Raw genomic sequence first — 15,683 nt, 5'->3', positions numbered from 1 at the left:
GGCGTGCCGGAAATGCGGCGATTCGCGGCAGGTATCGGCCACGACTACGACGCAGTATACGCAGCACGGCTGGCGCCCTGTTCCTTCTGGAGCGTCGCCAGCCTTCTCGCGAAAAAGGCTGACTGTACTGAAAGGTGGTCCAGATTTACTTTGCGCGAAGTGGCTCATTTTTACTTTTCGCACAACAACTGCAGGTTTTTTTATCACACTTATGTAATATATTGAGCTTGCGTTGTAAAATCTGGCCAATTATCGTAGTTGGCAAAGGCTTATCCATGTCATGATGTTTGCATGGAATGTTTTGTATTTCAATCTCCCCTAACACGTACGGCCGCCATGCGTCAGACGGAATGAGATCAGTCGATGCATCCTGCACGACCGTTGCCCGGAAAAACAGCATGTTACCCGCATACATGCGGGGGGAAAAACTCTTCAAAAGCTTATAATTATTTTGAACAACTGTCCGGCTTTTTTCCCATAAATCGTGACCGACATTTGACTTAATTTGTCCATCATCATGAGCCAGTAGCTTAATATAAGCCTCCTTCAAATCCATCTCCGGTTCATCGTCTCGTTGCACATGCTTTGGTGCACTGTCCAACAGTGCCAGTAGCGCAATTTGTTCGCCTAGCTCTTCAAGTTGTGTGGCCATGTTATAGGCGATGTTACCGCCCAAAGACCATCCAAGCAGATAGTAAGGCCCATGAGGCTGAATGCGTCGAATTTGCTGGATATAATCCGCGGCCATTGCGTCGAGCGTGGGTGCCAACGTCTCGCCATCAAAACCCCGGGCTTGTAAACCATAAACGGGCTGCTCGGCATCTAAATGGCTTGCCAGGCCCCGGTAATGCCAGCTGAGTCCACTAAAAGGGTGGACACAGAAAAGCGGGGGACGGCTACCATTGGTCTGAATCGGTAGCAATACAGCAAAGGAATCGTCTTGCATGCTACGGTGCGTCAATAAGCGCTGTGCCAATGCAGCGACGGTGGGAGTTTCGAACAGCATCCGTATCGGGATAGAAACGTTCAGTGCTGTGCGACTGCAGCTAGCCATTCGCACCGCCAGCAGTGAATGGCCGCCAAGCGCAAAGAAATTGTCGTGCCGGCTGATCTTCTCCACGCCCAGCAGCTCGGCCCAGATCGCCGCGAGCGTGGTCTCGAGCTCACCCTGCGGCGCCTCGTACGCTTGATGCGCGAACGCGTCGGCATTGGGGGCCGGTAGGGCACGTCTATCAAGCTTGCCGTTTGGCGTCAGTGGCAATGCATCAAGCCGCACAAACGCACTGGGCACCATGTATTCAGGCAACGCTTCCGCCACATGCACACGCAACGTATTGACCAGTTGCTCATCGGCCTGGGCCACCACATAGGCCACCAGGCGCTTGACGCTGCCTTCACCTGTCGTGAGCACCACCGCCTCGCGCACCTGCGAGTGCTTCGCCAAGCACGCCTCGATCTCACCCAACTCGATGCGAAAGCCGCGAATCTTGACCTGATCGTCGTTACGGCCCAGGAATTCCAGATTGCCGTCGGACCGGTAGCGGGCAAGGTCTCCTGTCTTGTACATTTGAGCGTTGGTTTCAGCCGAGAACGGATTGCGCACAAAACGCTCAGCCGTGAGCTCCGGGCGGTTCAGGTAGCCGCGCGCCACGCCCGCCCCCCCAATATATAGCTCCCCGACCGCGCCTAATGGCACCAGCTGGCCGTAGGCATCAAATAGATAGATTTGCGTATTCGCAATCGGGCGGCCAATTGGCACGGTGTCTTCCGCATAATCCGATGGACAATTCCAGGCTGTTACGTCAATTGCAGCTTCCGTCGGACCATACAGGTTATATAACTGCGCCCCCGGCAACCGCCTTTGGCAAAGCCGCACACTTGTTCCTGGCAACGCTTCACCACTACAAATTAGCCGTTTTACGGATGTACACTGCTCAACTCCTTCATTGTGCAGGAACGTGCCAAGCATGGACGGCACGAAATGAACGGTGGTAATGCGCTGCCGAATAATCAGCTCCATCAAGGCGGTAGGATCTTTATGGACCTCGGGAGCCGCCACAACCAAAGTTGCACCATTGAGCAACGTCCAGAAAAACTCCCAAACAGACACATCAAAACCAAAGGGTGTTTTTTGAAGCACGCGGTCAGCAACCGTTAAGCCATAGGCTTGTTGCATCCAAAGCAAGCGGTTGACCAACGCCTGGTGTTCATTCATCACGCCCTTGGGCGTACCGGTCGAACCGGACGTATAGATTACATACGCAAGATGACGGCACGTTAGCGCCGGTATCAGCGGATTCGTTCTCGCCTGCTGCGGCAACGTGTTCGGGTCCAGCACCGTGCGATTGGTCAAGGCCGCTTCACCCAGTGCCACCCGGCCCGCCGCATCGGCCAGCACAATCTCCGGTGCCGCATCCTGTAGAATATGCGCGAGTCGCTTGCCCGGGTACGCCACGTCCAGCGGCACATACGCCCCGCCCGCTTTCAAAATCGCCAGCAGCCCCACCACCATTGCCGGGCTGCGCTGCACACAGATTGCCACTCGCGCGTCCGGTTGGACACCCAGTTCAATGAGCTGATGCGCCAAGCGATTCGCTCGTGCATTCAGTTCAGCGTAACTTAGCGCCTGGTCCTCATAGACCAATGCTGTCGCTTCTGGCGTGCGCTCGACTTGCGCCTCGAACAATTGGTGGATGCATTGGTGTGCTGGATAGTCCTGCTGCGTCGCGTTCCATGTCTGCAGCAGCAGTTCCCGCTCCTCATTGGGCAATACCTCCAATTGCTCAATCGGCCCCTCAGGCGCCGTCTCGAGCGCCTCAGCCAAGCTATGCAGCGCCCGCTGCATATACCCGCATATCCGATCTGGGTCCAACGATGCCACCGCTTGCGCGGTGAGCCCCAACGCTTGGCCAAAGTCCTCCACCGACAGTGTCAACGGGTAATTAGTGCGCTCCTCCGCCGTCAATAGCTCGACACCGGGCAGTATGCTGCGCTCGCTTGAACTAGGCGCATTGTGCCGGTAATTGAGCATTGCGCTAAACAGCGGCGTGCCCGCCGGCACCCCACTGCAGCGCTGTGCCAGTGCCAACGACGCATGCTCATGCTCAAGCAGTGACGCCAGCCGCGCATGCGTGGCGCGCACGGCTGACTCCACAGTGCCCTCCAAGTCCACACGCAGCGGCAGCGTATTAATAAACAGCCCCATCGCACTATCGGCGCCCTCACCCGCTTGCATCCGGCCAAACAGCACCGTACCAAACACCACACGTCGTTGGCCACTGGCGCGTGCGAGCACCTGTGCCCACGCCAGGTGACACAGGCTCGCCAGACTCACACCCAGCCGCCTAGCGTGCACACGCAGCCGATCGTTCAATGCCTGCGGCAACATCCGCTGCGCTTCGGCGACCTGTGCACTGTCGTGATGCACCTGCGACAGACCAAACGGCAACGTCGGTTCCTCGATGTCGCCGAGCTGCTCGGTAAAGAAGCGCGCGTGTGCTGCTGGACTCACGCCCAGTCGCGCCTGCGCGATCAGATTGCGGAACGGCTGTGCCGCGGGCAGCGTCTCACCTCGCCCTTCGATGAGCGCGCGCACCTCCGCCTGCATGACCTCAGCAGTCGAGTGATCACCAATCAAGTGGTGCAGCAACTGGACCAACAGCCAGCGACCATCGGTATCCTGCGCAATCGCCAAGCGCAGCAGCGGCGCTTGCGTCAGGTCCAGGCGAGTGTGCCGAGGATCGAAGCGCCGCGCCAACTGCTCGGCAACGGGCCCCTCCTTCGCATCTAGCGCAAGCTCGGTCACCGACAGCGGCGCATGGCGCCAAACCACTTGCGCGGGCGTGGATAGCCCTTCCCAGACAAATGCGGTGCGCAGAATGTCGTGGCGGTTGACAACCTGCTGAATAGCATCGAGATACTGATCGAGCCGCGCTCGCGTGTCGAAAGCCAGTTGTGTGGTCAGCAGATACGGATCACCCTCGCTGGCCAGCAGATGATGGAACAGGATGCCATCCTGCAGGGGTGACAGCGCATAGATGTCCTGGATATTGGCGACGCCACCTGGCACCTGCTCAACAATGCGATCGATCTCGGCCTGCGTCAGCTCGATCAGCGGCAGCAAGTCCGGTGTCAGCGCGCTCGTCTCAGGCATGATGCGATTGGGCGGCACAGCCACTTCGCGATGCTGACCCAGCAACTGGGCCAGCATACTGAGCACCGGTGTGTCAAACAACGCACGCACGGACATCCCCAAGCCGCGGCGGCGCAGGCGCTCAATCAACTGCACCGCGAGCAGCGAATGTCCACCGAGCGCGAAGAAGCTGTCGTGCCGACCCACCTGCTTAACGCCGAGCAGTTCGCTCCAAATGGCTGCAAGCGTGGTTTCAAGTTCGCCTTGCGGTGCCTCGTATACTTGACGGACCCACGCTGCATCGTCCGGCGCGGGCAGAGCGTGCCGATCGAGTTTGCCATTGGGCGTCAGGGGGAGCGCATCGAGCCGCACAAATGCGGCTGGTACCATGTGGTCGGGCAGGCGGGCTGCGATGTGCGTGCGCAGCGTGCTCGCTAGCTGCTCATCGGGCTCAGCGACCACATATGCAATCAGCCGCTTTTCATTGCTTTCACCCCGCGCCAACACCGCCGCCTCACGCACCTGTGGGTGCTGAGTCAAGTGCGCCTCGATCTCGCCAAGCTCAACCCGAAAGCCGCGAACCTTAACTTGGTGGTCGTTGCGACCCAAGAATTCGAGATTGCCATTGGGCAAATAACGCACCAGATCCCCACTTTTATACATCCGCGCGCTGGGCATCACCGAGAATGGATTAGGTATAAAGCGCTCGGCGCTCAAGCCCGGACGGTTCAGATAGCCGCACGCGACACCCACTCCGCCAATGTATAGCTCCCCGGCCACACCCATCGGGACGGGGTGCCGGTACGTGTCTAAAATATAAAGTTGCGTATTGTCAATCGGTCGGCCAATGCTGCGCCAGTTGTCATCGTCTCGGGTGATTTCATGCACAGTAGCAGTTATCGTTGTTTCGGTCGGACCGTAAACATTAAACAACCTTGGCCGATGGCCACCGCCGGCAAACCATGCATCGCGTGCCGCCGCACTTAACGCATCTCCACTAATCATGACCACGCGGACACAATCTGGAACAGCGACTTTTTCCTGCGTTAATTGTGTCCAAAATTGAGTGGGTAAATCCGTCACACTTACACGGTTGGCTTTGCAAAGCGCCCAGAATTGCTGGGCCCCGGCTAACCAGGCATCGGTGCGTAGCACTAGCGTCGCACCCTGAGTTAAGGTGACAAAGATTTCCCCAATCGCCGCATCAAAGGACAGCGAAGAACATTGCAAAACTCGGTCTTGCGCAGCCAAGTCAAGTCTGCGAGCCATGGCCGTCACAAGATTGACCAAGCTGTGATGTTTAATCAATACCCCTTTAGGTTGGCCCGTGGAGCCCGAGGTGTACACTACATAAGCTAAATGCTGTGCATTCAGTGCTAGTTTATGCGACTCAAAACCGTATGCACTTCGGTGTTCCCACTGCGCTGTACCCGCTTGTATATCTAGTATTGGTACGCCATTTTCCACGCATTGCGTCACTGCAGCTTGCGGGGTGCCGACGCTGAGCAAAACGACTGGTTTACTGTCCGCCATCATATAAGCTAACCGTTCTGGCGGATAGGTGGGATCGAGCGGCACATAAGCTCCTCCCGCCTTAAGCGTAGCAAGAATGCCAACTACCATTTCCGGACAGCGGTATGCATACAGTGCTACGCGACTGTTGGCGCGCACACCCAACTCTCGCAGCTGATGTGCGAGGCGGTTAGCTTGTGCGTTCAGCTCAGCATAACTGAGCGTTTGTTGCTCGTACATGAGCGCGATTGCCTCTGGCGTACGCTTGGCTTGCATCTCGAACAGTTGATGAACGCATAATTGCGATGGATAATCGCGCTGCGTCGCATTCCACGTGTAAAGCAGCAGTTTACGTTCATCGTCAGCAAGCAGCTCAAACGTTGCCACCGGTTGCCGTGGATGGGCGACCATCGCTTGCAACATCGCCTTGAAATAACCAACGTGCCGCGAAATTGTGGATTGGTCAAACAATGCGCTTGCATAGCCTAATTCTCCGATAATCTCCTCGCCCGACTCATACAGACCTAGTTCAAGATCAAACTTGACCGTATCGTAATTAAGTTCGACCGGCGTGACCGCTAAATTCGGCAGCCGCCAGTTTGCTATTTCATTGTTTTGCCATGCAAACATCACTTGAAACAGCGGCGTATAGTCGAGCCGGCGCGGCGGCTGTACGATTTCGACTACCTGCTCGAACGGCAGATCCTGGTGCGCATGCGCTTCCAGCGTCGTGCGCCGCACCCGCTCAAGCAGTTGCGCAGTGTCCGGCTCACCAGATAAATCGAGGCGCAATGCCAGCGTGTTGACAAAAAAGCCGACCAGCGGCTCGATCTCGCGGTGATTGCGATTGGCGCTCGGAACGCCGATAATCAGATCCTCTTGACCGGACAGGCGCGAGAGCACCGCGCCCCACGCGGCAAGTACCGTCATGAACAGCGTTGTGCCGTGCGCGTGGCTGAGGCGTTTGAGCGCGCGCGTCGTTTTTGCATCAATGTGAATGGGCACCTGCGCGCCGGCAAATGATTGTTGCGGCGGACGGGGCCGATCAGTCGGTAACTCGAGCAGCACCGGTGCATCGGCCAGCGTTGTGCGCCAATAGTGACTCTGGCGCTGGAGTTGTTCGCCTGTGAGCCACTGCCGCTGCCAGGCTGCGTAATCTGGATACTGGATTGCAGGTGGTGGCAACGGATCGGCTTGACCAGCACACGCAGCAGTGTATAGGGTATTCAACTCGCGTACCAGCACCCCGATTGACCAGCCATCCGAGACGATATGGTGATGTGTGAGCAACACCACGTACTCGTCTTCAGCCAATTGAATGCCGCATGCGCGAATCAGCGGCCCGCGCTCCAGATCGAACGGCGTGCGGGCTGCCTCAGCGCTAAGTTGTGCCAGCTGCACGTCGGCGTCGGGCGCGCCGCGCAGGTTATGCCAGCTCATCGGCATGCCTGTTTCGGCGGGCAACAGCTGTACCTGCGGCTGACCCTCGACACTTACGAACACCGAGCGCAGCGCTTCATGGCGTGCCCACAGTGCATCCAGCGCGTGCTGCCACGCCACGCGGTTTAAGGTGCCGCGCAGGCGCAGCGCTAGTGGAATATGATATGAGTCGCTCGCGCCATCGAGCTGCGCGAGGAACCACAGCCGTTGCTGCGCGAACGACAGCGGCAACGTACCGTCACGCGACACGGGCGTGATCGCCGGCAGCGCCGCACCATTTGATGTGTGCTGCGCATCGAGCGCGGCAGCCAACCCGGCCAGCGTCGGAGCAGCAAACAAGGTCGCCAGCGGCAATGCGATACCGAGCGCGGCAACTCGGTTCATCAAGCGCACCGCCAGCAGCGAATGCCCGCCCAGGGCGAAAAAGCTGTCGTGTCGGCCTACCTGCTCCACACCGAGCAATTCAGACCAAATCTGAGCCAGCGTGGTCTCAAGTTCGCCTTGCGGTGCCTCATACGCCTGGCGCGCAAACGCCTGCACATCAGGCGCCGGCAGAGAACGCCGGTCGAGCTTGCCGTTTGGCGTCAGTGGCAATGCATCAAGCCGCACGAACGCACTGGGCACCATGTATTCAGGCAACGCTTCCGCCACATGGGCGCGCAATGTACCGGCTAACGCATCATCGGGCTCGGCCACCACATACGCCACCAAGCGCTTGGCGCTGCCTTCGCCCACCGCCAGCACGACCGCCTCGCGCACCTGTGGGTGTTGGCCCAAGCACGCCTCGATCTCGCCCGGCTCGATGCGAAAGCCCCGGATCTTGACTTGATGGTCATTGCGGCCCAGGAATTCCAAGTTCCCATTGGGCAGGTAGCGCGCCAAATCCCCCGTTTTGTACATCCGCGCATCCGGCTCAGCTACGAACGGATCGCGTACGAAGCGCTCAGCGGTCAATTCGGGACGGTTTAGGTAGCCACGCGCCACCCCCGCGCCACCGATATACAACTCGCCGATCGCACCCATCGGCACCGGCTGACCGTAGGCATCTAGGATATAGAGCCGAGTGTTGTCAAGCGGCCGGCCGATCGTGCGCCAGCTATTTTCGTCGTCGGTGACCTCATGCACCGTGGAGGTCACCGTCGTCTCTGTCGGACCATAAACGTTCAACAGGCGCGGCCGGTGGCCATTATTTGCAAACCAGGCATCACGCGCCGTCGCGCTCAACGCGTCTCCCCCAATAAGGATCACGCGCACACTGCTTGCTATGGGAGCCGCTTCTTGCACCAGCTGTGTCCAAAACTGCACCGGCAAATCCACCACGCTTACATGATGAGTATCACAAAGCGCCCAGAACTGTTCGGCTTCAGCCAACCAGGCATCCGTGCGCAGCACAACTGTCGCACCTTGAGTCAACGGCGTAAACAGTTCCTCGACTGATGTATCAAAAGACAATGGCGCAAATTGCAGCATCCTGTCTTGTGCGGTGAGTTCAAGCTCTCGCGCTATAGCGGTGACGAGATTTACCCCACCCTGGTGCGGAACCATCACCCCTTTGGGCTGGTCAGTGGAACCTGACGTATAAATCACGTAGGCCAGGCTCTGTGCAGTCAGTGCCAATCCAGGATTGTGTGTGCTTTGATGTGCCCACTGTGCTGCATCAGCCTGCAGGTCCAGTACCGGAACCCCGGCCCTTAGGCGTTGCGTCACTGCGGTAGGTGGTGTACCCACACTAAGCAGGACTATCGGCGCACTGTCCGTCACCATATAGGCCAAGCGCTCTCGCGGATAGGTGGGATCGAGCGGCACGTACGCGCCGCCGGCCTTGAGCGTGGCAAGCATGCCCACTACCATTTCCGGACTGCGCTGCGCGTACAACACCACCCGCGCATCCGGTTGGACACCCAACACGATGAGCTGATGCGCCAAGCGATTCGCCCGCGCATTCAACTCCGCGTAGCTCAGCGTCTGGCCCTCATAGACCAATGCTGTCGCCTCGGGCGTGCGGACTACCTGCGCCTCGAACAGCTGGTGAAGGCATTGGTGTGCTGGATAGTCCCGCTGCGTCGCGTTCCACGTCTTAAGCAGTAAGGTCCGTTCGTTTGCGGGCAGTACCTCTGACTGTTCAACCGGCCACTCAGGCGCTGTCTCGAGCGCCTCAGCCAGGCTAAGTAGCGCCTGCTGCATATACCCGCACACCCGGTCAGGATCCATTGGCTCAACGATTTGTGCAGTCAACCCCAACACTTGACCATAGTCTTCTACCGACAGTCCGATCGGATAGTTGTCACGTTCTTGGACACTGAGCAACTCGACACCGGGCAGTATGCTGCGCTCGCTTGAGCTAGGCGCATTGTGCCGGTAATTGAGCAGTGCGCTAAACAGCGGCGTGCCCGCCGGCACCCCACTGCAGCGCTGTGCCAATGCCAGCGACGCATGCTCATGTTCAAGCAGCGACGCCAGCCGCGCATGCGTGGCGCGCACGGCTGACTCCACAGTGCCCTCCAAGTCCACACGCAGCGGCAGCGTATTGATAAAGAGGCCCATCGCACTAACGGCGCCCTCACCCGCTTGCATCCGGCCAAACAGCACCGTACCAAACACCACACGTCGTTGGCCACTGGCGCGTGCGAGCACCTGGGCCCACGCCAGGTGACACAGGCTCGCCAGACTCACACCCAGCCGCCTAGCGTGCGCACGCAGCCGATCGTTCAATGCCTGCGGCAACATCCGCTGCGCTTCGGCGACCTGTGCACCGTCGCGATGCACCTGCGACAGACCAAACGGCAACGTCGGTTCCTCGATGTCGGCGAGCTGCTCGGTAAAGAAGCGCTCATGCTCGGTTTGACCCACGCCCAGACGCGCTTGCGCAATCAGATTGCGGAACGGCTGCGGCGCCGGCAGCGTCTCACCTTTTCCTTCGATAAACGCTCGTATCTCCGTGTGCATCGCCTCCAGCGTCGAGTGATCGCCAATCAAGTGGTGCAGCAACTGGACCAACAGCCAGCGGCCATCGGTATCCTGCGCAATCGCCAAGCGCAGCAGCGGCGCTTGCGTTAGGTCTAGGCGAGTGTGCCGAGGATCGAAGCGCCGCGCCAACTGCTCGGCAACGGGCCCCTCCTTCGCCTCCAGCGCAAGCTCGGTCACCGACAGCGGCGCATGGCGCCAAACCACTTGCGCGGGCGTGGACAGCCCTTCCCAGACAAACGCGGTGCGCAGAATGTCGTGGCGGTTGACGACCTGCTGTAGTGCGTCCAGATACTGGTCTAGCCGCTCTCGAGAGTCAAAGGCTAGTTGTGTGATTAGCAGATACGGATCACCGTCACTGGCCAGCAAATGGTGGAATAAGATACCGTCCTGCAACGGCGAGAGCGCATAGATGTCCTGGAGATTGGCGACACCACCAGGTACTTGCTCAACGATGTGGTCAAGATCGGACTGAGACAGGTCGATCAGCGGCAGCATCGATGGTGTGAGCGCGGCCGTGTCGGACGTGATCATGTTGGGTGGCACGACCACTCCACAATGCTGGCCTAGCGTCTGCGCCAACGCACTGAGCACTGGTGTGTCAAATAGCGTGCGCACGGACACCCCAAATCCCCGGCGTCGCAGGCGCTCAATCAACTGCATCGCGAGCAGCGAATGGCCACCGAGCGCGAAGAAGTTGTCGTGCCGGCCCACCTGCTCAACACCAAGCAACTCCGCCCAGAACGCCGCCAGCGTCGTCTCAAGCTCACCTTGCGGTGCTTCATACACCTGACGCACTAATGCTTCATCATCGGGCGCCGGCAGCGCGCGCCGGTCCAGCTTGCCATTGGGCGTCAGTGGCCACGCATCGAGCCGCACGAACACACTGGGCACCATGTACTCGGGCAGCGCCGCTGCCACATGTGAGCGCAGCGTGCTGGCCAGCTGCTCATCGGGCGCAGCCTCCACATACGCGACAAGCCGCTTATCCGAGCCTTCGCGCGCGAGCACGACTGCGTCGTGCACTTGCGGGTGCTGAGTCAAGCACGCCTCGATTTCGCCAGGCTCAATGCGAAAACCGCGCAGCTTGATTTGCTCATCATTGCGCCCCAAGTATTGCAAATTGCCATCGGGCAAGTAACGCGCCAAATCACCGGTTTTATACATGCGCGCATCCGGTACCATCGAGAACGGATCCGGCACAAAACGCTCGGCGGTCAACTGCGGCCGGTTCCAATAGCCGCGCGCAACCCCCGCACCACCAATATACAGCTCCCCGACCGCACCGAGCGGCACCGGCTGGCCCTGCGCATCGAGCAGGTAAATGCGAGTGTTCGCAATCGGTCGGCCGATGCTTTCAATCCACGGTTCTTCGCGATGGATTGAGAGCCAGGTTGAATAAGTAGTACACTCTGAAGGCCCATAAAGATTGCATAGACGCTGGACTGGTGTCTGCTCAAAAATTTGCTGAATCAGTTGTGCTTTTAGCGGCTCACCTGCCAAATTGATGGTAGTTGCCGACGACAAATCTGCTCGATGATCCAACAAGGACCGCATTGCAGAAGGTACCGTATTGATCAGTGAAATGGGCTCGGAATGGTTTGTCAAAGCCAATGCATTATCGACCAAGCGCACGGTTGAACCTTGCGCGAGCGGCACGAAGCATTCGTAGACGGAAAGATCAAAATTGATTGAAGTTGAAAACAGCGTATGCTGTGTCTCCGATGGGGTAAAGGCTTGAAGAGCCCAGAACAATAAATTGACCGCTTGAGCATGCTCGACCATCACGCCCTTGGGCATGCCAGTGGAGCCGGACGTATAGATCACATACGCAAGATGCCGAGCGGTGATCTCTGGTACCCATGGATTGGTGTCGGCCAGCTCCGACAGTGTGTTCGGGTCCAGCACGGTGCGGGATGCGAGCGTCGCGTCTCCCAGCACGGCCCGGCCTGTTGCATCCGCGATCACAATGGCCGGTGCTGCGTCTGCAAGAATATGCACGAGGCGCTCGCTCGGATACGCGGGATCGAGCGGCACATACGCGCCACCAGCCTTCAAAATCGCCAGCAGCCCAATGATCATAGCGGGTGAACGCTCGACACAAATCGCCACGCGCGCCTCTGGCTTGACGCCCAATTCGATCAACTGGTGCGCGAGGCGATTGGCTCGTGCATTCAGTTGCGCATAACTCAGTGTCTGCCCTTCAGCCACTAGCGCCCTGGCGTCGGGCGTGCGCTCAACCTGCGCTTCGAACACCTGGTGAATGCATTGGTGCGCCGGATAATCCTGCTGTGTGGCATTCCACGTTTCAAGCATTAATTGGCGCTCATCGACAGTGAGAATATCGATACTGCGCAGCGGCTGCGTGGAATTGGCGGCCAGCGTTCTTAAAAACTGAATAAAACGGCGTTGGTGAGCAATGCACTCATCTTCAGTATAGCGAGCGGGGTTAAAGTCAAAGTCAATTTGTAGCGTATTGGCGTCAGGTTGGGTAATGACAATCATTAGATCATCCACCGGACCGTTGAGCAAATTATGGTTTGTCGATGCGTTACCATCAAAAGACAAATCATAGTCAAACGGCATTACATTGACCGCCGTATTAAACAGTTGTTGGTGGTTCACCAACCCAAGCTGGCGCCGCACTCTTTCACTGGGGTAGCGTTGATGTTCAAGAGCGCTTTGTATTGCTTGAGCGGCTTGCTGCATCAACAATGACAAACTCATATCCGGCTGTACCGTAAGCCGCAAAGGGAGTACATTGGACTGCATACCAGGAATCTGTCGGTTTGCCCCAAACCGGGCTTTAACTGGTAAACCGAATACGATGTCTTGCACACTGGTCCAACGGCACAGGTAAGCAGCCAGCGTAGCAACGCCGAACTGGGCTAAATTTCTACTATCCGCCGTCTCAATACCTATTGATTTAGAATCAAGGTAGATGGTTTGCCGGAACCGATGAGCAACCGCAGGCGCGGACCGGCTCGCCAATGTAGCGGGTTCGGGCCAGTCCATGCAACGTTTGAGCCAATACGATTCATCCTGTACCCATTGTGCGGAAGTGCGGTACTGCACGTCGCTTTCTAACAGCTGAAAGACCGATCCAAAAGGACACGGCGGCGGCTCGGCATGTTTGCATAGCGCGCTATAGAGCTGCGCGACACGCTGCGCAATGAGATATAGGCTAAACCCATCCATCATAATATGATGGTAGCGCTGATACCAAAAAAAATGCTCGGGCCCGACTTTCAACAACGCATAACAGAATAGCGGATCTCGTAGAACATTCACTGGCCGCTCGTAATCGGTACGCATCCATGCGTGGGCGGCTGCTTGGGGATCTGCTTCTCGGCTCACATCAATGAACGGCAGAAACCCATCGACTGAGCCAACCGTCTGCTGAAGGCCCTGATCGGTTTCGACAAATTGCAGCCGCAGGCTATCCGCTTCGTTGATCACCTGCCGCAGCGCCACTTCAAATAGAACCGGGTCAACAGCACCGTCAATGGTCGTGTACTGAGCAATGTTGTAGACGGGGCTGTTAGGATGGAGTTCTTGGGCAAGCCAAATTTCTGTTTGCGCGGTGGATAACGGATGGGTGAGTGGGGCAACGCAAGCAGGCATCAACGGCCTCCAATTTAGATAAAAGTTTTATCTTTACTTGCCACTTACCGAGTAGGCTAAGCGACTATGGCATACTGCTTAAAAGATGAGGCATTGAAAAGGATTAGCAGATTAGAATACTGCCAGCATGATGTAGCGAGACATAATTTTAATTATGCCTTTATTAAAGATATGTACACCCCCTAGCATGCCACTAGGATGAGTGCAACATTGGGTGCTATAACCCAAGTGGGGTTGTCCAATTTTCATAAATTCTACCGGCCACCTTTTCCGTGATGCTGCCGTGTCGTCCTTTTTTATATTTCAATATCAGCATATGGAGATGCGTGACGCCGTCATCGCGAGCAGTCTTTTTCATTTGGGAAACGACACCTTCGCCGTATCCAAAAATAGTGTTAAACCTGCCGACAAAATCATCATAGGGAATGGGCTGCCGGTCTAGAATAATCTCCACCGCTTGGCCTGGCAAATGAGTCTCGAGAATTTCATATAGTTTGAATGGCCTCTTCGCATCTCCCGGCGCCATCGTGACCACCTGGAGCGTGCCATCATCTGTTAAGTGCGGGTTGATATTGGACAATATCTTTTCAGCAAAATCCATCCCGTAAATGCCGGCTGCGGAATTGACGTAGTAATCGATTCCGGGTGGCGTAGGCTCGAACGGCGGGTTAGAACAAATAAAATCGAATTGCTTATCCTTGACAGATGCAAAAATATCCGAAGTGCTGCCATCCCGAATATCGAAATTCTTATCGATATGGTTGAGGATGGCGTTGTGTCCGGCCAATATTTTCGCTCTTGGGTTGACATCCAATCCAACACAAGAAGTGGCACCATTGAGTAGGCAAAAAATGCTCAATACGCCCGAGCCAACGCCGATGTCTAGGACGCTGGCTTGTTCCAAATCTTCTGCGGACGTGTAGTCCATGAAAAATAACTGTTCCGGCTGTATAGGAAGAACCTGATCAGCATGAGGATAGTGAAAGGCATCCGTCACGACCTTGATGGGATAGGGCGACGACAATAAATTATTTTTCTCGTCATGTTGACCATTCAAGCCATGATGCATTGAATTCCACTGGGCTATCGGCAAGCAGTCAGCTATTTGATGATGGCTTGCCGTCTGGCCATGGTTTTTCGTGATGAAAAAAATACATTTTTCTTCGTTTGTGTGGTGCATCGCGATGTCCCGTACCATCCTGTTGTTGGTCTGGCTGTTGTTGGTCTGGCGATCGAACCCTAGTTTATCTGACGACAAACCGATTGCCAATAAACAAAGCATCAATGGCCGTTCCCTGGAACGTCTTGATCGCATCCGATGGCGTGCAGACGATGGGTTCGCTATCGTTGAATGAGGTGTTGAGCACCACGGGTACACCGGTCATTTCAAAGAAATGCTGGATCAGCGCGTGGAATTTAGGGTTGCGCTCTCGACTGACCATCTGCACACGGGCGGAATGATCCTTATGCAGGACTGCTGGGATCGATGCTTGACGATCTTGTTTGGCCGGGCAGGCGAACAGCATCGATTGGTGGCTCATCGACGCTTGGCCCAGCTCGAACCAGTTGGCCGCTTCTTCAGCCAGTACGCTGGGTGCGAGAGGACGAAATTCTTCGCGGTGCTTGACCTTCACATTGAGTACCTCGCGCATCGACGCGCTGCGAGGATCGGCCAGTAGTGAACGGTTACCCAGCGCGCGGGGACCAAATTCCATGCGGTCTTGAAACCAAGCTACGATCTTGCCGTCGGCGATCAGCGTGGCCGCATCGCGCGCGGGATCGGCGCTGTGTCGGGGCGACAGACCGGCGTCACGGAATGCGGCATCGATCGCCGCATCGGAAAACGCCGGGCCCAGGTACGGGTTGTCATCGGCCTGCGATGGACGTTGGCCGGAAAGCGAATAATAAAGATGCAGCGCCGCGCCAACCGCCGTGCCTGCGTCATGGGGCGCGGTGGGGACATACATTTGAGAGAACAAGCCGCTTTCCTTGATGACGGAATTGCTGACGC

Annotated in this window: 3 protein-coding genes; all 3 read right to left on the bottom strand. The window is 57.1% G+C overall.

Annotation, left to right across the window (positions count from 1 at the left end):
- Positions 1-145 precede the first annotated feature (145 nt).
- Positions 146-13,672 (bottom strand): non-ribosomal peptide synthetase, encoded by a 13,527-nt coding sequence (locus KPG66_RS14730; RefSeq protein WP_237071284.1) that lies wholly within the window; start codon positions 13,670-13,672, stop codon positions 146-148.
- A 217-nt stretch (positions 13,673-13,889) separates the two neighbouring features.
- Entirely contained in the window at positions 13,890-14,942 is a 1,053-nt protein-coding gene (locus tag KPG66_RS14725) for a methyltransferase (RefSeq protein WP_237071283.1), read from the bottom strand.
- The coding region (locus KPG66_RS14720; protein WP_237071282.1) for a nodulation protein NodU at positions 14,917-15,683 on the bottom strand (767 nt) is incomplete at its 5' end. The genes KPG66_RS14720 and KPG66_RS14725, both read right to left, overlap by 26 nt.

It is taken from the genome of Mycetohabitans sp. B2 (assembly GCF_021733735.1).
In the GTDB taxonomy this organism is placed as follows: domain Bacteria; phylum Pseudomonadota; class Gammaproteobacteria; order Burkholderiales; family Burkholderiaceae; genus Mycetohabitans; species Mycetohabitans rhizoxinica.
Note: the sequence above shows the minus strand (reverse complement) of the source record. Positions and strands in the feature narration are given on the sequence as shown.